At 50.6% G+C, this 19,676-nt stretch carries 18 protein-coding genes; 13 read left to right on the plus strand and 5 right to left on the minus strand.

All coding sequences use genetic code 11. The features are described 5' to 3' along the window. Nucleotides 1–221 precede the first annotated feature (221 nt). The 9 genes from H5715_RS16210 to H5715_RS16250 all read left to right on the plus strand — a co-directional run bounded on the left by H5715_RS16210 (nucleotide 222) and on the right by H5715_RS16250 (nucleotide 10,020). Complete coding sequence (locus tag H5715_RS16210) at nucleotides 222–1,253, plus strand: LysM peptidoglycan-binding domain-containing protein (protein WP_075184734.1); 1,032 nt, start codon at nucleotides 222–224, stop codon at nucleotides 1,251–1,253. A gap of 197 nt (nucleotides 1,254–1,450) precedes the next feature. Next, on the plus strand, nucleotides 1,451–2,632 hold the full coding sequence (gene dprA / locus H5715_RS16215; protein ID WP_075184733.1) for a DNA-processing protein DprA: 1,182 nt from the start codon (nucleotides 1,451–1,453) through the stop codon (nucleotides 2,630–2,632). A 126-nt stretch (nucleotides 2,633–2,758) separates the two neighbouring features. Continuing rightward, entirely contained in the window at nucleotides 2,759–3,265 is a 507-nt protein-coding gene (purE, locus tag H5715_RS16220; RefSeq protein ID WP_075184732.1) for a 5-(carboxyamino)imidazole ribonucleotide mutase, read from the plus strand. Nucleotides 3,266–3,269: 4 nt separating this feature from the next. Beyond that, a complete protein-coding gene (gene tsaC, locus H5715_RS16225) occupies nucleotides 3,270–3,833 on the plus strand; it encodes an L-threonylcarbamoyladenylate synthase type 1 TsaC (protein ID WP_075184731.1) in 564 nt (187 codons plus the stop codon). 18 nt (nucleotides 3,834–3,851) lie between these two features. Next, the gene (hemF, locus tag H5715_RS16230) at nucleotides 3,852–4,763 is read left to right on the plus strand and encodes an oxygen-dependent coproporphyrinogen oxidase (RefSeq protein WP_075184730.1); all 912 of its coding nucleotides are present in this window, start codon (nucleotides 3,852–3,854) and stop codon (nucleotides 4,761–4,763) included. Next, nucleotides 4,760–5,599, plus strand: coding sequence for a shikimate dehydrogenase (gene aroE, locus H5715_RS16235; RefSeq protein WP_075184729.1), 840 nt, complete (start codon nucleotides 4,760–4,762; stop codon nucleotides 5,597–5,599). Before hemF ends, aroE begins: the two co-directional genes overlap by 4 nt. 9 nt (nucleotides 5,600–5,608) lie before the next feature. Then, nucleotides 5,609–6,871, plus strand: a complete 1,263-nt coding sequence (locus H5715_RS16240) for a retropepsin-like aspartic protease family protein (RefSeq protein ID WP_075184728.1) — start codon at nucleotides 5,609–5,611, stop codon at nucleotides 6,869–6,871. A gap of 244 nt (nucleotides 6,872–7,115) precedes the next feature. After that, nucleotides 7,116–7,478: a DUF4405 domain-containing protein gene (locus H5715_RS16245; RefSeq protein ID WP_175574240.1), complete on the plus strand. Its 363-nt coding sequence runs from the start codon at nucleotides 7,116–7,118 to the stop codon at nucleotides 7,476–7,478. A gap of 79 nt (nucleotides 7,479–7,557) precedes the next feature. After that, a complete protein-coding gene (locus tag H5715_RS16250; protein ID WP_075184726.1) occupies nucleotides 7,558–10,020 on the plus strand; it encodes a KAP family P-loop NTPase fold protein in 2,463 nt (820 codons plus the stop codon). 5 nt (nucleotides 10,021–10,025) lie between these two features. Here H5715_RS16250 and H5715_RS16255 read toward each other — a convergent pair whose 3' ends face one another. The 3 genes from H5715_RS16255 to H5715_RS16265 are packed head-to-tail and all read right to left on the minus strand — an operon-like array spanning nucleotide 10,026 to nucleotide 11,996. Further along, nucleotides 10,026–10,823: an iron chelate uptake ABC transporter family permease subunit gene (locus tag H5715_RS16255; protein ID WP_075184725.1), complete on the minus strand. Its 798-nt coding sequence runs from the start codon at nucleotides 10,821–10,823 to the stop codon at nucleotides 10,026–10,028. Further along, nucleotides 10,816–11,568, minus strand: a complete 753-nt coding sequence (gene znuC, locus H5715_RS16260) for a zinc ABC transporter ATP-binding protein ZnuC (RefSeq protein WP_075184724.1) — start codon at nucleotides 11,566–11,568, stop codon at nucleotides 10,816–10,818. The genes H5715_RS16255 and znuC overlap by 8 nt, the downstream gene beginning before the upstream one ends. Beyond that, entirely contained in the window at nucleotides 11,565–11,996 is a 432-nt protein-coding gene (locus tag H5715_RS16265; protein WP_075184723.1) for a Fur family transcriptional regulator, read from the minus strand. Before H5715_RS16265 ends, znuC begins: the two co-directional genes overlap by 4 nt. Before the next feature lie 135 nt (nucleotides 11,997–12,131). On the opposite strand from H5715_RS16265, the gene H5715_RS16270 reads away from it, so the two are divergent. After that, complete coding sequence (locus H5715_RS16270) at nucleotides 12,132–13,073, plus strand: metal ABC transporter substrate-binding protein (protein WP_139309729.1); 942 nt, start codon at nucleotides 12,132–12,134, stop codon at nucleotides 13,071–13,073. Between the two features lie 167 nt (nucleotides 13,074–13,240). Here the strand turns inward: H5715_RS16270 and H5715_RS16275 are convergent, their stop codons facing one another. Continuing rightward, nucleotides 13,241–13,534 (minus strand): histidine kinase, encoded by a 294-nt coding sequence (locus H5715_RS16275; protein ID WP_185906558.1) that lies wholly within the window; start codon nucleotides 13,532–13,534, stop codon nucleotides 13,241–13,243. A 649-nt stretch (nucleotides 13,535–14,183) separates the two neighbouring features. Between H5715_RS16275 and H5715_RS16280 the strand changes: the two genes are divergently transcribed. Continuing rightward, nucleotides 14,184–14,387 (plus strand): hypothetical protein, encoded by a 204-nt coding sequence (locus H5715_RS16280; protein ID WP_075185001.1) that lies wholly within the window; start codon nucleotides 14,184–14,186, stop codon nucleotides 14,385–14,387. Nucleotides 14,388–14,548: 161 nt separating this feature from the next. Here the strand turns inward: H5715_RS16280 and H5715_RS16285 are convergent, their stop codons facing one another. Next, nucleotides 14,549–14,842 carry a histidine kinase gene (locus H5715_RS16285; protein WP_185906559.1) on the minus strand — a complete coding sequence of 98 codons (294 nt, stop codon included), beginning with the start codon at nucleotides 14,840–14,842 and terminating at the stop codon, nucleotides 14,549–14,551. 661 nt (nucleotides 14,843–15,503) lie between these two features. On the opposite strand from H5715_RS16285, the gene H5715_RS16290 reads away from it, so the two are divergent. Continuing rightward, complete coding sequence (locus H5715_RS16290; RefSeq protein ID WP_075186402.1) at nucleotides 15,504–16,619, plus strand: OmpA family protein; 1,116 nt, start codon at nucleotides 15,504–15,506, stop codon at nucleotides 16,617–16,619. A gap of 103 nt (nucleotides 16,620–16,722) precedes the next feature. Continuing rightward, nucleotides 16,723–19,452: a DNA polymerase I gene (gene polA / locus H5715_RS16295; protein ID WP_075186401.1), complete on the plus strand. Its 2,730-nt coding sequence runs from the start codon at nucleotides 16,723–16,725 to the stop codon at nucleotides 19,450–19,452. The last annotated feature ends 224 nt before the right edge of the window (nucleotides 19,453–19,676 follow it).

Here is a 19,676-nt window from a genome sequence, read left to right on the forward strand (position 1 = left end):
TCTAGTAACTAGCTAACTTTCGCTGCTAACATTATGATCAAACAGGAGTTATACTGTTTTTTTGTAGCCAGCCGCAAGGCGTTTAGTATACCTCAATGCGACTGGACGGGGTTCATTAGCTATTATAACGGTTAGTCGGTTTTTTTGCTCCAGCAAAACTGAAATGTACTATTTCCATGTCGAAAGTGGGCTTCAGCGCCGAATTGAACAGGATTCTTGAGATGAAAAAGCATTTTTCTGGCGTGCTCGCCGCTCTGGCCCTTTTTGCCGCAATCCCTGCGGGTTTCGCCGAAGAGCCTGAATTACACGATACAGTCCCTGCTACGCACACCGTTGTTAAGGGCGACACCCTTTGGGATATTTCCGCTGCCTTTTTGAAAAATCCCTGGATGTGGCCCGAAATCTGGCATGTGAATACCCAAATTTCGAACCCACACCTTATCTACCCTGGCGATGTTATCCGTCTTATTTATATGGATGGCAAGCCACGTCTTACATTGGACACCTCCGGTCGAATCTTTAAACTCAGCCCCAAGGCGCGGGTGTTGTCCGAGGGCGAAGCGATACAAACCATACCGTTGGACGAAATTAACGCATTTCTGTCGCGCAGCCGTATATCGTCTAATGATGAACTGGATGCAGCCCCTTATGTTCTGTCCGGCATGGACGAGCACCTGATTGTGGGGGCTGGCGACCGCCTTTATGCGCGTGGCACATTCGAAGAAGGCTCACGTGTTTACGGGGTATATCGCAAGGGTGATGAATTTGTTGATCCGGAAACCCGGGAAAAGCTGGGTGTCTTGGCGGAAGATATCGGTACGGCAGAACTGATGTCGACGGATCAGGAAGTCAGCACACTGAAAGTCTCCCGCACCACAGAAGAAATACGTGCAGGTGATCGTTTTCTACGCCAGGAAGAGCGCGCAATCGACTCAACTTTTTATCCTTCACCACCCATGGAGGGTTTTGAGGGCGAGATTCTTTCGGTTGAAAAGGGTCTGCATCAGGTTGGCACCATGGATGTCGTCGTGATCAATCGCGGTGAGCGAGAAGGTGTTATTCCCGGCAACGTTATGGCCATTTACAAACGTGGCGGAAAAATTCGTGATCGCGTTACCGGTGAACGTGTGCAGTTGCCCGATGAGCGCGCTGGTGTTCTGATGGTCTTTCGCGTATTTGATAAAGTCAGCTTAGGTATTGTGTTAGAAGCGTACCGAGGTATTTCAGTAACGGATTACGTTAGAAAGCCTTAATGCTTTACCCATTGTGATTTTTACCGGTAGACGGGGCGAGAAAGCCCCTTCTACAATTGATTACAGCAAACACGGTGTATTATTTGTTATTCTTGTGCCGCTAGGGGTTGAGGCCTTTGTTGTAATAGGTTTAGCTGACACGAGTTATTGCCAAAACCCCCTTATACCCTTCACAGTATTTCAGGGATGGAAGTCGTGTGTTATTGAACTCCGTAGAACAAAAATTACTATTTCAACACCTCCCAGGTATTGGTGCGGCTAGCTATTGGAAGCTCATGGAGCGTTCTCCCAGCCTCGCCTCCGTACTGGAATCCCCTCCCGAAACCCACAGCGATATATTTTCCGACGAAGCTCAGCAAATGTTGCGCGAGCTGCAGCACACCGGGGAAAATTGTGAGCTGGTGCGGTTGGTAAGAGCCGATTTGGAGTGGGCCGATCGCCACGGTATTCAAGTATTGGATACCGACCACGAGCACTACCCAGATTTATTGCGTCAAATAAAACGCCAACCGCCCGTTCTCTACGTGGCCGGTGATGTTACCCAGCTTTCTTTCCCTCAAATCGCCGTTGTCGGCAGCCGCAGTCCAACCCCCTCTGGCAGAGGCTCAGCGTTCGATTTTAGTAAGGCGTTGGCTGCCAGCGGTTTTACCATTACCAGTGGCCTGGCGTTGGGTGTCGATGCGGCTGCGCATCAGGGTGCGTTGGCCTGTCAGGGCAAAACCATCGCAGTGCTGGGGACGGGAATCGATCAGGTTTACCCTCGGCGCAACAAGCAAATCGCCGATCAGATCGTTAACAATGGCGGCGCTTTGGTGAGCGAATTCCCACTGGGCACGGTCGCTCATCCAGGCAACTTCCCCCAGCGTAATCGTATTATCAGCGGAATGAGCTGCGGTACCCTCGTGGTGGAAGCCGCCGTTCGCAGTGGTTCTTTGATAACCGCTCGCTATGCACTGCAACAGAACCGCGAGCTGTTTGCCATTCCCGGTTCCATTCACAACCCGCTGGCGCGAGGCTGCCACAGCCTGATTAAAGAAGGCGCCAAGCTGGTGGAAAGCGCCGACGATATTGTTTCTGAGTTGAACGGTTTTCTGCAGTTGAAGTGGGGCCAGCTAAACCTGGATAAAACCGCCGATACCCGCATAATCGAATCGGAAATTGTTGCCAATGACCAAGAAGATGTTGTGCTCCAACAGCTGGGCTACGAGCCCACGCCCATCGATGTGATCACCGAGCGCACCGAGTTGCCGGTCGGCGATGTCATGGCTTGCCTGCTTACACTTGAACTGAAGGGCTTAGTGGCCAACCTTGGTACCGGCTATATGCGTATCCGCCACAGCGAAGCGGGACGCGCGGGCTTGTCCTTTAAGTCCAATTAGAGTACCTTTGCCGCCCTTAAATTGATCAGCCATTGATCGGTTGATCTTCATCCCCCTTTATTTGTCACCGGCTGTGTTACCCAAAGGTAACCTGTCGATAGTGTATTTTTGTTGGAGTAGCTTGCTATGAGCAAACCTTTTGTCGCAATTTTGATGGGCTCAGATTCGGATTTACCCATTATGGAAGCCTCGTTTGAAGTGCTCACCAAACTGGGCATCACTTTTGAAGCCAAGGTAACCTCGGCCCACCGTACCCCACAAGCCACCCATGATTACGTGACCGATGCTGATAAGCGCGGTTGTGCAGCGTTTATTTGTGCTGCGGGCATGGCGGCTCACCTAGCCGGTGCTGTTTCGGCCACCACACTTAAGCCGGTTATCGGCGTGCCTATTAATGGTTCTCTGGACGGATTGGATGCCTTGCTGTCTACCGTACAAATGCCTGGTGGTATTCCCGTTGCGACGGTAGCAATTGGTAAAGCTGGCGCCAAAAATGCCGCTTATCTTGCAGCGCAAATTATCGGTGTTGCCGATGCCGATATGCATCAGAAGCTGATTGCCGAGCGCGCAGAAAATGCCAAGGCTGTTATGGCTAAAGATGCGGCGCTGCAGGAAAAGCTGAAGAATCGCTAAACCTTTGGACTATCGATTCCACCCCGCCACCCGTCGTTGTGTCACTGAGCTAAATGCGGGTGGCGTTATTGCCTATCCTACCGAGGCCGTTTGGGGACTCGGTTGCGACCCCTACAATCGACATGGGGTCGAGCGCATTTTAAGCCTTAAAAATCGCAGCGCCGACAAAGGCCTCATTTTGGTTGCGGCCAATCTACAGCAGATAGCCTGGCTGCTGGAAGGGCTGACAACCGAACAGCTTAAAACCCTCGAAGCCAGTTGGCCGGGCCACGTGACTTGGCTGCTACCCCACCACAATAGCCTGCCGGCCAATGTGTACGGCACTCATCCAACGATCGCTGTGAGAGTAAGTGCTCACTCTGTCGTAAGAGCGCTTTGTGAAAGCTTCGGTGGACCGATCATCTCCACCTCGGCCAACCCGCAAACGCTGCCGCCTGCACGCAACGCCACCGATGTGCGCCGCTATTTCGGTTGCTCGGGTGTATCATTTGCGGCGGGCGTGGTGGGTAAGAATGCTGCTCCCTCCGTGATCAAGGATTTAGCGACGGGTAAAACCCTGCGCGTCTAAACAGAACAAGGAACCCCTATGGCACCGCCAGACAAGGCCGCAGTTAAAGCCTACCTGCAGGATTTACAAAATCGAATCTGTGTCGATCTGGCTTCTGTCGATGGCGAGGGTGAATTTAAGGAAGATACCTGGGAGCGTGCCGAAGGTGGCGGTGGAAAGTCGCGCGTACTGGTTGATGGTGGCGTTATCGAGAAAGGCGGGGTAAATTTTTCCCACGTAATGGGAGAGCAGTTACCCGCATCGGCAAGCGCCCATCGCCCCGAGCTAGCGGGCAGGCGCTTCGAAGCGATGGGTGTCTCCCTGGTGATTCACCCACACAATCCCTACGTTCCCACTAGCCATGCGAATGTGCGCTTTTTTATCGCCGAAAAAGAAGGCGCCGATCCGGTCTGGTGGTTTGGTGGCGGCTACGATCTCACCCCGTATTACGGTAACAAAGAAGACTGTATCCACTGGCATCAAACCGCAAAAAACGCCTGCGAACCATTTGGGCAGGATGTCTATCCGCGCTATAAAAAATGGTGTGACGACTACTTCTATCTCAAGCATCGCGACGAGCCAAGAGGTGTCGGAGGCCTGTTTTTTGATGATTTAAACGAACCGGGCTTTGAACAGAGTTTCGCGTTTATGCGGGCCATTGGCGACAGCTATGCCGCTGCGTACCTACCTATCATCAAGCGCCGCAAAGACACGAGCTTCGGCGACCGTGAGAGACAGTTTCAACTTTATCGGCGCGGTCGTTATGTCGAGTTTAATTTAGTCTTCGATCGCGGTACTCTGTTTGGCCTGCAGACGGGTGGGCGTACGGAATCCATATTAATGTCCCTCCCGCCACTGGTGCGCTGGGAATACAACTGGCAGCCCGAACCGGGCAGTGCCGAAGCAGAACTTTACCAACAATATTTGCAACCCAGGGAGTGGCTGACTTGAATACAACAACACCCGTCGTAGATCACTATTGTGTCTTCGGCAACCCGATAGAACATTCCAAATCTCCGCAAATCCACAGTGCTTTTGCTGCGCAAACCGGGCAAAACCTTGAATACTCGCGCGAATTAGTAGAACTCGATGCTTTTGCCAAAGCCGCAGCAGACTTTTTTGAGCAAGGTGGGAACGGCGCCAATGTGACTGTACCCTTTAAACAGGATGCATTTGAATTCGCAGATCTACTTACCGACCGTGCTCGTATTGCGGGTGCCGTGAATACCCTGGCGCGTTTGGAGGATGGCCAGATTATTGGCGATAACACCGACGGCGTGGGTATGGTTCACGATATTACCCAACGCCTGGGCTGGGAGATCAAAGGCAAACGCGTGCTGATTCTCGGCGCCGGTGGTGCAGTGCGCGGGGTGCTGCTGCCCCTGCTGCAGGAAGAGCCTGCTTTGGTGGCCATCGCCAACCGCACCAAATCCAAATCGGAAGAGCTGGCTCGGCTGTTTAAAGAATTCGGCAAATTGCAGGGCTTCAGCTACAACACCCTGCCCAACGAGCCCTTCGACCTGATTATCAACGGCACCTCCGCAGGCTTTAGTGGCGATGTACCGCCAGTACACTTTGGTTGTTTCACCGAAAATACCATGGTATACGATATGATGTACGGCGATGAGCCCACCGAGTTTCTGCGTTTTGCCGAAGATATGGGCGTCACAAAACTGAGTGATGGCGTTGGTATGCTGGTAGGCCAGGCGGCGGAATCTTTTCGCTTATGGCGAGGCGTAGAGCCGCAAACACAAGCCGTTATCGAGATGCTTAGCAAGCGGAGCTAATATTACGTGATGAAGAAAGCCCAATATCTACTGGCGATACTGGTGTCTTTCTCGTTGGGCTGGTTAGGCCACTCACTGCATACCAGCCCGGCTCAACAGCCGCAGTCCTCGCCCGTTATCTCCCGCAGTGAAGCATCGCCCGCAACAGCCGTTGAACCCCGAAACCCGGTTGTTCCGGTTCGGCGCCTGCCAAGAGGCGAACCCTCCCCCGCGCAAATGGGCCCACAGCAAACGCCGCCCTCCGGCGAAATAAAAACAGCACTGGAGATCTTTACCGATCTACTGCATCAATACCGCTTCGAGCAGGCGGCCAACTTATACGCCGAGCACCAGCCGGGCCTCAACCTGGGGCAGCAGCAGAAGTGGCGCAGCGTACTGCTGGATTTTCTCTTTGAGCGCCTTAACAATGGCGAAACTGAACGCTTTGCCGAGCTGACAGAAACCTGGCTGCACTACCAATACAACGATATTGATGTGCTATTGCTACAAGCCAAATATCAGCGTGTTATGGGCTACTACAGCGACGCGCTGCAAACCTATATGGCGGCTAAATCTTACGCGGACTACGCGAATCAGCAGAACAAGGTTCATACCGAATTACAGAGTTTTATCTATAACCGCGATTCAAGTTGGGCAGGTCAGGACAAGTGGTATGAGCTACTAACGTTCTACGGCCAACTGGAACAGCTGGGTATTCTCAACCGGGCGCAAAAATACCGCTACGCAGAGCTTCTGCTTATGCATAGCGATGAAAAGGGCGCCGATATAATCTTGGATGAGCTGGCGCAATTGGGCGGCTGGAAGGCGCGCGTGCGGCAACTCAGGGCAAATTATCGCAAAGAGGGCGGGTATCACGCGGGGGCGTCGAGCGCACCGGGTTTCGATTCGGCGATAGCGCTTGCGGCCCAGGGCAGCCATCATTTGCTTAACGTTAAAATCAATAATAATTACCAGCCGACCCTGCTCTTGGACACCGGCGCCTCCATTACCATGCTCACCGCAGACGCCTTCGAAAAAGCCGCCGGTTCCGGTGGCTGGCAGGATCTTGGCCTGAAACAATTCAATACCGCCAACGGGCTCGCCGTCGGCCGCCTAATGTTAGCCGAGCGGCTAGAAATGGGCGAGTACACCCTCACTAATGTACAGATCGCTGTTCATGAAGTAGAAATGGGTGACAAGGTTGAAGGCCTGCTGGGCATGAATGTACTGAGCCAGTTTCATTTTCAGATCGATCAGGATAATCAGCGACTATTACTCACGCCCAGGGAGTAATATGGGGCTATGGCCCGTTACCCCATTTTTTAACCGCATCGCTTTTCGATACCGGCTTTTTACCCATAAGCGCAGAATTGACAGGCCATGGGCATTAGCCACATTGGCAAAAGCGGCGGGTAAGGTTTCGGGGTATGCCGTAAAACTGAGGGTGGTGTGCAGCGTAAAAGTTCTAACAAGCGCTGGCTCTTATTTCTTTATACCAATGTTAAGGCTTATTAAATTTTATGCTCGGGTGGCAGAAATGAAGAAAGTCAAAATCAACTTCTTTACCGATATTATCGCCTTCGTGTGCTTTGTTTTTTTGCTCTCCACCGGCGTTATTATGCAATACCTACTGCCGCCCGGCAGTGGTCGCTGGGTTGAACTGTGGAAGATGAACCGCCACGAGTGGGGCGAAATTCACTTTTGGCTGGCGATAGTTTTTCTTGCGGTAGTGGCCTTTCATTTACTTATGCATCGGAAGTGGATTGTGGCGTTGGTTCTAGGTAAAACCGCCTCTGGCCGCTTGGGGGAGAAAAACCGCCAGCGTATATGCTACGGCCTGGTTGCGTTACTGGTTTTAGTGCTGATCGCTGTGGCGCCAATAATTACCTTTTACGTATAAGGCGCACCTAGCGGGAAGTTAAAAACCGTTATTATGTTAACTTTATGCACGGAATGCAGAAAAAGGCGGTGAAAAACCGATGGCAGAAAATGAACAAGCGCAAAAAACCTCGGATCGAAGCGAAAGGCCGCGTGATGTTAGAGAGTTAACAAAACGGTACAAAAGCCTAGAGAAAAAAAGCCGAAATTATCCCTCGCTGATTGCGAGCCGGCAGGCCTTGCGCTTACTGCCTTTGTTAGCTAAAAACGGAAATTTTAATTACTGGCTGCATAAGGAGCAAAAGGCACCACTGGATAATCGTGCCAAAGCGCTGCTGGCGATTTATAGCTACGATCAGTTGGTGGTGAAACATGCCTATGGGGAAGCGGTCGGTGGCAGAGAGATTCGGGGCTCTGCCTACATTGCCTTCGACGCCGCCAACTACTCTTCAGTCTTCGGGGTCTACCCTGATGTTGGCGGCGCTGTCTCCTTTGCCTTCAGTTCCCAGCTATCTCACGCATATTTGATAAAGGAAAATCTGGAGCAGGATATACAACTCGCGGAAACATTATCGGATATAACCGAGCTAGCCGCCTTCCCCCTTTGGCAGAATGGAACGCCTGAAGAGATTCTTCAACTGTACCGGGAGCAGTTTACCCCGGCAGTTAAGGCTTTAATTGAAGAGACCGAAAACAGTTTAACGCGCGCCGCACTGGCTAAAATGCTGGCGGACTATTCGGCATTGCTGGTTGACGCCGGCCCAGAAAAAACGGTTGTCGCGAGCAATGAAAGTACGCCAGAAACCGCGAATATTTTGCACGATCGTCTTAACCGAAAAAAATTGGTTAGCGGCCTGGCCGATATACTGGCCTACGAAAAAAACACCGGCCATCAAACCATTGGTTTGCTGGGCCACTGGGGCTCTGGCAAAAGTGCGGTTTTGAATCTGTTAAAACAAAATTTAAAACACCAGCATGCAGAGGCGCATTTTCTATTTGGTGAATTTAATGCCTGGGCCTATGAGTACGCCAAAAATATTCAAGCGGCCATGGCCCACGAGGTGATAAAAAGCCTTACCAGCTTTCAAGGTTTTACCGAGCTTAGGGAACAGCCCGGCGGGAAGCGCTGGTTGTTGGCCGCCGGTAACGGTATAAAAAATCTGTGTTGGGTGCTGTTTGTTCGCTCGCGCTTAACCTTGGGTTTTGCCATACGTAAACATCCGTTGCGTGTATTGGGCTTGGCAGGCTGGTTAACGCTATTGTTTCTATTGGGCCTCTTTACCCTGGACAACCTGCCGAAACTTCCGAATTTGGTGGCCAGCGTAAGTTATGAATTTCTGGCGGCACTGGTGGGCATGCTGGTCGCTATATCGCGTATTCCGAAAGACATTCGCACCCTTATTGCCCAGCCCTACACCAAAGAGCTCTTAACCTATGTAAAGCTGCCCCGCTACGCCGAGCATATTGGCGAAGTGTCAGAAATGCGTAACGATATTCGCCTAATGTGCGATCTGCGCCTGCGTTCCGGCAGTGCCGATCAACACTATTGGCTGGGTTCGGCCCTTAAGAAAAAGCGTTTGCTTTTTGTGGTGGATGATTTAGACCGCTGTGGCCCGGAAGGAATTGTGAAAACGTTTGAAGCGGTGCGTTTAATTCTGGATATCCCACAGGTCAGTGTTGTGATTGCCATCGACCAGCGCATTGCGTTGGCTGCCCTGGCTCTGCACTACAAAGAGCTACAGGACTACCACGCCCTGCGCGATGCCAAATCCATTGCCCGCGATTATCTCGGCAAAATGATTCACTACCCCGTGGTGTTAAGAGATCCCGATTACCAAACCTCGCAGGGTTTTATGAGCAGTGTCTGGGACGATGGTGATACGGAAACATTTAACCAGTGGCATAAGTTGCTCGAAGCCGAGCAAACAACAGAGAAGCCGGTTGTAGAGCAAAAGGATAAAAACGCGCCGGAGGTTAAAAAACCGCAAGACAGTGATGAGAATATCACCGAAGCGGAATTGGCTGAGGTGGTTATTCAGCTGCCGTCGCCGGAAGCCACTATCGAAGAAATTATTGGCCTTAGCGCCGAGCAGAAAGCCTCGTTTGTGTTCTGGTGCAATAAATTTGGTATAAAGAATCCGCGCCAGTTAAAACGCTTACATAACAGTTACAACCTGTTGCGCAAGGTGCGTCACTCGCCAGACCCGCAAATCGATAACGACCGGCCTCCAGCCTTTGGCTGGTTAACCTGTTTACTGCTATTGGAGTTTATCAACAACGAAGAAAGTGAGCAGAACCGCAACGCCTACCGTAACTATCTGCGCGAGCATATCTCTCTGCAGCAATGTTCCAAGAAAGCGGTGCTGGATGAAGCCCTCGCTATTATCGATAAAGCCGCTGCGCTGGAGTCGAATATAGAGGGGCTGACGCGGTTGGAAGCGCGTAAAAAACTTTTAAGCTTTATCGACCTGTTTGTACTGCCCGCCATTGATGGCAGCGGAGCCGAAGCCGTTATTGCCTGTTCAACCGACAACCCCCCGCCCGTTGAGCCCGTTGCGGAGTAGCCGTTCTAGCGCTGCTTAACCCCCAAGCAGCCTAAAAATACGAAGGTGGCGCTTAGTACGATGGCTGGGCCCGCAGGTAAATCCAATACGACCGAAGCGAGCATGCCGCCAATCACCGAGAATACGCCAATCACCGCAGCACCAATCGCCATCGCTTCCGGCGAGCGGGTTAACCTTCGGCTGGCGGCGGCGGGGATAATCAGCAGGGCTGTAATTAACAGTACACCCACCAGCTTCATGGACAGGGCAACCACCGTGGCCATTAACAGCATCAGCAGTAAGCGCAGCTTTTCTATGGCATAGCCTTCCACCCGCGCTAAATCTTCGTCCACGGCAGACATTACCAGTGGGCGCCAGAACGCGAAGAGAATTCCCAGGCATGCCGCGCCGGCAAGATAAATCACCAGAAGGTCTTTTATGCCAACCGTTAACAGATCGCCAAACAGATAGCCAAACAGGTTAATACGATTGCTGGAAAGCAGGCTGACACAGATTAGCCCCAGGGCCAACGAGCTGTGGGAAAGAATCCCCAGCAATGTATCGGAGGCAAGGCTGGCACGGCTTTGCAGTTTCCAGAGGGCGAGGCTGATAACGGCCCCGGCGAATAGCATCGCGAGCGTGAGATTCACGTCGGCCATAACGCCAAGCGCCACCCCCAGCAGGGCGGAATGCGCGAGCGTATCGCCAAAGTAGGCCATACGCCGCCACACCACAAAAGCACCCAGGGGGCCGGCGATAAGCGCAATACCTATTCCGCCCAGTAGGGGCAGGGCGAGTAGTGAGAGCAAGTCGAAATCAATCATGGTGGTGTTTACAGCTATGGACGACATCACCGTGAAGGTTATGTTGATGGTCGTGGTGGTGGGTGTAAACGGCGAGATCGTCGGCGACGGCGCCGCCAAACAAGCGCAAATATTCCGGGTGTTGGCTGACACTTTCCGGCTTGCCGTGGCAGCAGATATGCTGGTTGAGGCATACAACCGAATCGGTTTGCGCCATTACCAGGTGCAGATCGTGAGAGACCATTAGGATGGCGCAACCCAGCTCATCCCGCAGTGAGGCAATCAGGCGGTAGAGGTTGGCCTGGCCGCTAACATCGACGCCCTGCAAGGGTTCATCCAGCACCAATAAGCGGGGCTTTCGCAAGATCGCGCGCGCCAACAATACCCGCTGTAACTCGCCGCCGCTTAAGCCGTGAATCTGGTTGTTGTTAAGGTGGGTAATATTTAGGCGCTCAAGCACTTGTTGGCGATGGCTGCGCGAACGGTCGGCAAAGCTGAGGAAGCGGCTCACCTTAAGCGGCATGCTGGCATCAAGCCGAAGTTTTTGGGGTACATAGCCAATGGTTAAACCCGGCTGGCGAACAACACTGCCAGTTTCGGGGCTGAGCAGGCCAGTCATCAGCTTTACCAGTGTGCTTTTTCCGGCGCCGTTTGGGCCGATAAGCGTACAGATTTCTTTTTCGGCAATGGCAAAATCAATATTTTGCAGAGCGGGCTTTCCGGCAAAAGAAATGGAGACACTCTGCATTGCTAACAAGGCGGTCATTCCATTGCCCCTTTGCACTTACTGCAATAACCCGTAATTTCCAGAACCTTTTGCTTAACGCTAAACCGCTGTTGAGAGGCACTGAGGTTAATTGCCTGCTGAATAGAGCGGCTGGAAACCTCTTCCGTAAAGCCGCAATGCAGGCAAATAAAGAGTGTATCGCTGTGGTTTTGCGTGGGGTGGGTGCAGCCAATATAGGCATTAAGGGAGTGCACCTTGTGGATCAACTGCTGCTCGAGTAGAAAATCCAAAGCGCGGTAAACGGTGGGTGGTGCTACCCGCTTACGTTCGGAGGTTTGCTCCAGCATTTCCATCAACGCGTAAGCGCCAAGCGGAGAATGCGACTGCCAGATAAGCTCCAATACTTGTCTGCGTAGCGCCGTTAGCCGGACCCCGGCTTTTTGGCAAATCTGCTCGGCCTGTTGCATAGCGGAGTGTATGCAGGCGCTATGATCGTGGGAGCTATTGTGTGTTTCGTTGCTACTTCTCACCAAGAAAGTCCGATATGGGGGAATAATTTAGTTATGTTATCATATAACATAACGATTTAAGTGGGGTGGCACGTGAAAAATAAGTGGTGTAAACGACATTTTCTGACATTAATGGCGAGTGGGGCGTTGTTGTTGCAGCCTCTTTTTGTTAGTGCCGACAACCAACAGCCCGAAGAGCATATCTTCGTAACGGTGCTTACCAGTGTGCGTCCCTTAACCTTAATTGTACGAGATTTGGTGCGTTTGGCCGAGTTGGAAGCCCATATTCAGGTTTCACCTCTATTGCCAGCCGGAGCGTCACCACATCATCTCGCTCTAAAAGCAAAAGACGTTGCCCGTATTAAAGCGGCCGATCTGCTGGTGTGGGTAGGCCCGCAACTGGAAACATTTTTACCCAAGGCGATTGATGAATACCGAAAGGGTAGGACTGATCTGGCTTTGTCGGGGCTGAGTGATTTAAATGAGAGTTTTGGGGAGCATAGTGATCGCGAACATCAGCATGGAGGCACTGATCCACATGTGTGGTTGGATCCGGCCAACGCGGCAGTTATTGCTCGATCCGTTAAGGAGTTGCTGGTAAAAGAAATGCCTTCTCGGAGTGAAGTGCTGCAGTTGGCATATTTACGCTATTTACAGGAGCTTTCTGCCAAAACGAATGAGATTAGCGTAAAGCTGCAGTCGGTTAATCAGGGGCGCAGGTCCGTCGCGGTTTATCACGATAGCCTCGGCCACTATCTAAAGCGTTTTCATATTTCCCAGCAGGCTGCGTTAACAATGGTGCCGGAGCAACAGATTGGATTGAAGTCTTTGCTGCAATATAAAAAACAAACCGAGCCTGCCTGTTTACTGGCGGATATTGGCGAGCTAAGTCTTGCTCGTGGTTTTGGGGAAAAACTGGGTTGGAGACTGGTGGGTTTTGACTTGCTGGCGCAAAACATGGAAGTAAATACGTACTTACAGTATTTGACTGGGGTTACCGGTGCGGTGGAAGACTGTTTGCAAGTATCGCTCTAAAGTAAGAGGCAAAAAAACCCCTGCATCGTTAACCGATACAGGGGGAAAAGTATAGCGATACGAGGCTATAAGAGAGTTTCAGGATAAATCAGGTCTAACAAAACAAAGCTTTGAAGGGTAAGGCTACTCGGGGCTCAAACAGCTGGCCCCGACAGCAGTAGCCTTAGTTACGGCAAAGCAATTTCTAACTTCTTCTCTACGAGCTTGTCTAGCTCGGTATTCATAGTTGCGTTAATCGTGTCAAGATGAGCGTTCATACGCTTCATTTGTCGAGAACTAGCACTCTCAACCGGGGCAACGTTATCAGAACGTGTCTCCCAGCGATCGCTGGCGCCTATCTCCACAAGAGCTACGTCGTAAGACGCGGCTTTGGATATTTCAGGATCAAGGGCACCAACCTCACCAGCAATAACACTGTTCGATATCAGCGCAAACAACATTACTTTTGCGAAAATTTTCATCGAAAGTTTCTCCATATATACACTAGGGGTGGTTGATACCGAATGTCAGGTTTAGTGTTCCTGGCTTCGTACAAGGCGTTTCGTTACCTTGTGCTACCTATAGTAACCAAAGGTAACACATTGTGCAAATATTATTTTAACCCCAGATAAAGTGGTAGTTAATGAGATTCCTTCCCAGTCGCGTCACTTATACAGTATCTTGTGCCAAATCGTTTTAGTTGGCACTATATGTGGGTTTTTTAGGCTATTTTGTAGAGGAAATAGTTATTTTGATGTTTTGTTTTTATTCGTATTTGTGCTTAAAATGGCGTTGATATAGCTGCACTGGATCAGCAAAGGTTACAGGTAGCTTCTATTGGTAACAGTAATTAAATAAAAAACAGCGTCTGTAGCGCAATTTATGACTTAGTGGACTAAATATCGAATTACGGTGAAACTTTTTTCCGTAAATGAGAGCTATTTAGACCTACATAAATATTTTGGCACCTTAATATCGCTAACATTACGTGCCTAGGCAGTAGAATGGCCGCTACAGAATGTCGTAATAAACTAGCCCCGGAGGGCAGGTTGATCCCCCCATATATTTTTCTTTTTAGCGGTGTAGTTCCGTTATGTGCGTCTGTTCTATTCCACAAAAAAAGAGTTAATCATGATAAAAAACAAACCGGGCCTGCCTGTTTTCTGGTGGATGTTGGCGAGCTTAGCCTTGCTCGTGGTTTGGGGGAAAACTGGGTTGGAGACTGGTGGGCTTTGGCTTGCTGACGAAAAATCTGGAAGTAAATACGTACTTACAGTATTTGACTGGGGTTACCGGTGCGGTGGAAGACTGTTTGCAAGCATCGCTCTAAAGTAAGAGCCAAAAAAACCCCTGCATCGTTAACCGATACAGGGGGAAAATATAGCGATACGAGGCTATAAGAGAGTTTCAGGATAAATCAGGTCTAACAAAATAAAGCTTTGAAGGGTAAGGCTACTCGGGGCTCAAACAGCTGGCCCCGACAGCAGTAGCCTTAGTTACGGCAACGTAATTTCTAACTTCTTCTCTACGAGCTTGTCTAGCTCGATATTCATAGTTGCGTTAATCGTGTCAAGATGAGCGTTCATACGCTTCATTTGTCGAGAACTAGCACTCTCAACCGGGGCAACGTTATCAGAACGTGTCTCCCAGCGATCGCTGGCGCCTATCTCCACAAGAGCTACGTCGTAAGACGCGGCTTTGGATATTTCAGGATCAAGGGCACCAACCTCACCAGCAATAACACTGTTCGATATCAGCGCAAACAACATTACTTTTGCGAAAATTTTCATCGAAAGTTTCTCCATATATACACTAGGGGTGGTTGATACCGAATGTCAGGTTTAGTGTTCCTGGCTTCGTACAAGGCGTTTCGTTACCTTGCGCTACCTATAGTAACCAAAGGTAACACATCGCGCAAACATTATTTTAACGCGAATAAATTGGCGGTTAATGAGACGTGTTCCCAGTTGCGCCACAATTACAGTATGTTGTGCTATATTCTTTACGTTAGCACTACATATGGGTTTTTTGTACTATTTGGTAGAAAAAATAGTTCTTTTAATGTTTTGTTTTTATTCGTATTTGTGCTTAAAATGGCGTTGATATAGCTGCACTGGATCAGCAAAGGTTACAGGTAGCTTCTATTGGTAACAGTAATTAAATAAAAAACAGCGTCTGTAGCGCAATTTATGACTTAGTGGACTAAATATCGAATTACGGTGAAACTTTTTTCCGTAAATGAGAGCTATTTAGACCTACATAAATATTTTGGCACCTTAATATCGCTAACATTACGTGCCTAGGCAGTAGAATGGCCGCTACAGAATGTCGTAATAAACTAGCCCAGGAAGGCAGGTTGTTCCTCCCTCATTTCTTTCTAATATTTTTTCGCTACGTTGTGCCGCTATGCGGACCTGGGCTTGTTAAATTTCACCAAAAAAGGAGTTAATCATGTTGAAGAAAACAACAATCGCTATGGCCGTGGCCGTCGCAACAACACTTACATTGTCTGCCTCCGCTGCAGAGCAGCAAAAATATGAGATTGGTGGTGGCCTAAGTCATTTCCTGTTTGACGACGATATGGATTTAAACGATGACACGGGTCTGCGCGGTTTGCTCGGGTACCGTTTCTCGGATCGCTGGGGAATGGAATTGGTTCTGGACAAATTGTCGACAGAAACCGATATGTCAGGTTTGGATGCGGACGTTACTCAGTACTTCCTGAGTGGTCTTTACCACTTTAACGTTGATTCCAACGTTCAGCCTTACCTGTCTCTGGGCTGGGGCCAGGGAGAAACCGAAGTGGGCTCTTTCAGTAATGAGTCGACTGCAACTAATGTGGGTGCAGGTATTAAATGGTTCCTGAACGAAAACTTTGCTGTACGTCCTTCTGTTAATCACTTCTTTAATACCGAGTACGATGAAGACCACACGACTGTGGGGCTAACACTATCCTATCTTTGGGGTGGTGCTTCTGCGCCAAAACCAACACCGGCTCCCAAACCTACCGATAGGGATGGTGACGGCGTTGCCGATGCCAGTGACCGTTGTGGCAGTACTCCGTCGGGCGTAAGTGTTAATGCAATGGGTTGTCCGTTGGATACCGATGGCGATGGTGTTTATGACTATCAGGATAAGTGTGCAAGCACTGCAGCTAAATTGAAAGTGGATGCAAAGGGCTGCCCCGTTAAGCTGACCGATACCGTTTCAATTGATCTGAACGTGAACTTTGATTCCAACAGCGATGTTGTGAAGGCTCAGTACTTTAGTGAAATTCGTCGGGTTGCTAAGTTCCTGTCTCAATACCAGGGTACTAAAGCGGTGATTGAAGGCCATACCGATACCAGTGGTTCTGCCGCTTACAACAAATCTTTGTCCCAGCGCCGAGCTGATTCCGTCGCCAGGGTTTTGGTACAGGAAATGGGTGTTGCCCAGAGCCGCGTTAGCGCCATGGGCTACGGTGAAGAGCGTCCCATTGCCGACGAGTCTACCCGCGAAGGCCGCGAAGCTAACCGTCGTGTAGTGGCGAAGGTCTCTGCTACCGTTGAGAGTATGGAAGCGAAGTAGGTTTCTCCGCTTAACCTCCGGGGTTCGCTCTGCGAACCCCAACATTCCCCGCCCAATTCCGCTAGAATCCCCCACCTCGCAACAAATAACCGGATTCTCCCCTATGACTACCAAGCCCCTGCTTCTGGTTGATGGCTCTTCGTACCTCTATCGCGCTTTTCACGCGATGTATAAAGCCGATTTACGCAATGCTCAAGGATTCCCCACAGGCGCAATCCGGGGCGTGGTTTCGATGTTAAAACGCCTGGAGAAGGACTACCCAGAAAGCCCGGTAGCGGTGGTATTCGATGCGAAGGGAAAAACCTTTCGCGACGATATGTACAGCGACTACAAAGCCAATCGCCCGCCCATGCCCGACGACCTGCGTCTACAGATAGAACCCCTGCACAAGATTATTCGCGCAATGGGTTTGCCCATGCTGGTAATAGAAGGTGTAGAAGCGGACGACGTGATCGGCACGCTTGCACGCGAAGCAACGGAAAAGGGGCTGCCGGTGGTGGTATCTACGGGCGATAAAGATATGGCGCAGCTGGTCAATGAGCAGGTCACGCTGGTGAACACGATGACGGAAACGGCAATGGATATTGCCGGAGTGAAGGAAAAGTTTGGCATTCCCCCCGAGTTGATCATTGACTACCTAGCGCTGATGGGTGACAAGGTGGATAACATTCCCGGCGTTCCCGGTGTCGGTGAAAAAACCGCATTAGCCCTGCTGCAAAATATCGGAAGCTTGGATGAAATCTACAGTCGCCTCGACGACATTGCCGGGGTCAACTTTCGCGGTAGCAAAACCATGGCCGCTAAGCTGGAAGCCAACAAAGATAATGCCTATCTTTCCTATCAATTAGCGACGATTAAAACCGATGTAGAGTTGGAAGCTCCCATTGAAGAATTAAAGCATCAACCCATCGATAAAGATGAGCTGATAAAGTGGTTTACGGAGCTGGAATTTAGAGCTTGGATTCCGGAGCTAGACGAAAACGCTGTGGAGGGTGCACGAGCCGTCGCGAGCGAGCCCGCTATCGAGACCGAATACGAAACAGTGCTTGATCAGGCGACCTTTAGCGAGTGGCTGAGCAGATTGGAAAGTGCCGAGCTATTCGCTTTCGATACCGAAACGACCAGCTTGAATTATATGGAAGCGGAAATTGTGGGGGTGAGTTTTGCCGTTGAAGCCGGCAAGGCTGCCTATGTGCCGGTCGCCCACGACTATTTGGGTGCGCCAGACCAGTTAACGCGTGAATTTGTACTAGCGGCGCTGAAGCCGCTGCTGGAAAACCCCGAGCGGAAAAAAGTCGGTCAGAATTTAAAATACGATGCCAGTGTGCTGGCCAATTACGATATTGCGCTAAAAGGTATTGCCTTCGATACCATGCTGGAATCGTATGTCCTTAACAGCACCTCCAACCGTCACGATATGGACACCCTGGCGGAGGTCTATCTTGGTCACAACACCATTCACTTTGAGGATATCGCAGGCAAGGGCGCCAAGCAGCTAACCTTTAATCAAATTGATTTGGAAGAAGCCGGTCCCTATGCTGCGGAAGATGCGGATATTACCTTGCGCTTGCACCAGAAAATCTGGCCGCAATTGGAAGCGGAGAGCGGGTTAAACAGTATCTTCAACAATATCGAACTGCCATTGGTGCCGGTGTTGTCGAAAGTCGAGCGCAACGGCGCGTTAATTGATGTAAACGCACTGGCTCAGCAAAGCCATGAACATGGTGAAACCATGGAGCGGCTTCAGCGTGAAGCCTATGATCTTGCGGGGGAAGAATTTAATCTCAGCTCGCCGAAACAACTCGGCGCCATTCTGTTTGAAAAATTAAATATTCCAGTGCTTAAAAAAACCCCCAAGGGTGCGCCCTCAACCGCAGAAGAAGTTTTGCAGGAACTGGCGTTGGACTACCCCCTGCCAAAAATACTGATGGAATATCGAGGCCTATCGAAATTAAAGAGCACCTACACCGATAAGCTGCCGAAGATGGTGAATCCGCGCACCGGGCGAGTACACACGTCTTATCATCAAGCGGTTACGGCGACGGGACGACTATCCTCAAGCGATCCCAATTTACAGAATATCCCCATTCGTACCGAAGCGGGTCGCCGCATTCGCCAGGCCTTTATCGCTCCTGAGGGCTACAAAATTCTTGCTGCCGACTATTCGCAAATTGAACTGCGTATTATGGCTCACCTCTCCGGCGACGAAGGCCTGCAGAATGCCTTTGCCAAGGGGCTCGATGTACACAAAGCGACGGCAGCGGAAGTGTTTGGCATGGAACTGGACAGTGTTACCACTGAGCAACGCCGTAGCGCTAAGGCTATCAACTTCGGTTTAATTTACGGCATGAGTGCCTTTGGTTTGGCCAAGCAACTGCATATTGGTCGCAACGATGCACAAAGCTACATTGATACTTATTTTGATCGCTATCCCGGCGTAGCCGAATATATGGATCGTATTCGCAGCAGTGCCGCCGAAATGGGTTATGTGGAAACCTTGCTGGGGCGCCGTTTATACCTGCCGCAAATCAATGCGAAAAACGGCCAGCTGCGTCAGGCCGCCGAACGAACCGCTATTAATGCGCCCATGCAGGGAACCGCGGCGGATATTATCAAGCGCGCAATGATCGATGTAGATAACTGGCTGCAAGCCGAAAGCATCGATGCGCAAATGATCATGCAGGTTCACGATGAACTGGTGTTGGAAGTGGTCGAAAGCCAGGCCCAGCAGGTGGCCGACAGTTTGTGTGAGCGTATGTCAAAAGCCGTCGAGTTAAATGTGCCGCTGTTGGTTGAGGCGGGCATTGGTGACAATTGGGATGAAGCGCACTAAAAGAGCTTGGTGATGAGGAAGTGCTGAGCTAGCGTAAAAACGTGCGCTTGGTGCTTCATCGTCCAGCTCTTTTAGGGCTGCGTGTTTGCTTCGCCAGTGTAATTTGGCCTTGGGTTTGAGTGGCCAGCTCAAGCTTTAAAGATAACGCTATAACGCCCAATTTCGGTATGTTCGGTGTACGGCGCCCGGATCGCCATCACGCTATACGGCTTCCCTAAAATCAT

Source organism: Teredinibacter haidensis (assembly GCF_014211975.1).
GTDB lineage: Bacteria > Pseudomonadota > Gammaproteobacteria > Pseudomonadales > Cellvibrionaceae > Teredinibacter > Teredinibacter haidensis.

Coding starts and splice junctions, on each gene's coding strand:
- H5715_RS16240 (WP_075184728.1), top strand. CDS start 5,609: ATGAAGAAAGCCCAATATCTACTGGCGATACTGGTGTCTTTCTCGTTG.
- znuC (WP_075184724.1), bottom strand. CDS start 11,568: ATGACCGCCTTGTTAGCAATGCAGAGTGTCTCCATTTCTTTTGCCGGA.
- H5715_RS16265 (WP_075184723.1), bottom strand. CDS start 11,996: ATGCAACAGGCCGAGCAGATTTGCCAAAAAGCCGGGGTCCGGCTAACG.
- H5715_RS16210 (WP_075184734.1), top strand. CDS start 222: ATGAAAAAGCATTTTTCTGGCGTGCTCGCCGCTCTGGCCCTTTTTGCC.
- H5715_RS16290 (WP_075186402.1), top strand. CDS start 15,504: ATGTTGAAGAAAACAACAATCGCTATGGCCGTGGCCGTCGCAACAACA.
- H5715_RS16285 (WP_185906559.1), bottom strand. CDS start 14,842: ATGAAAATTTTCGCAAAAGTAATGTTGTTTGCGCTGATATCGAACAGT.
- H5715_RS16250 (WP_075184726.1), top strand. CDS start 7,558: ATGGCAGAAAATGAACAAGCGCAAAAAACCTCGGATCGAAGCGAAAGG.
- H5715_RS16245 (WP_175574240.1), top strand. CDS start 7,116: ATGAAGAAAGTCAAAATCAACTTCTTTACCGATATTATCGCCTTCGTG.
- purE (WP_075184732.1), top strand. CDS start 2,759: ATGAGCAAACCTTTTGTCGCAATTTTGATGGGCTCAGATTCGGATTTA.
- polA (WP_075186401.1), top strand. CDS start 16,723: ATGACTACCAAGCCCCTGCTTCTGGTTGATGGCTCTTCGTACCTCTAT.
- H5715_RS16255 (WP_075184725.1), bottom strand. CDS start 10,823: ATGATTGATTTCGACTTGCTCTCACTACTCGCCCTGCCCCTACTGGGC.
- hemF (WP_075184730.1), top strand. CDS start 3,852: ATGGCACCGCCAGACAAGGCCGCAGTTAAAGCCTACCTGCAGGATTTA.
- H5715_RS16275 (WP_185906558.1), bottom strand. CDS start 13,534: ATGAAAATTTTCGCAAAAGTAATGTTGTTTGCGCTGATATCGAACAGT.
- H5715_RS16280 (WP_075185001.1), top strand. CDS start 14,184: ATGATAAAAAACAAACCGGGCCTGCCTGTTTTCTGGTGGATGTTGGCG.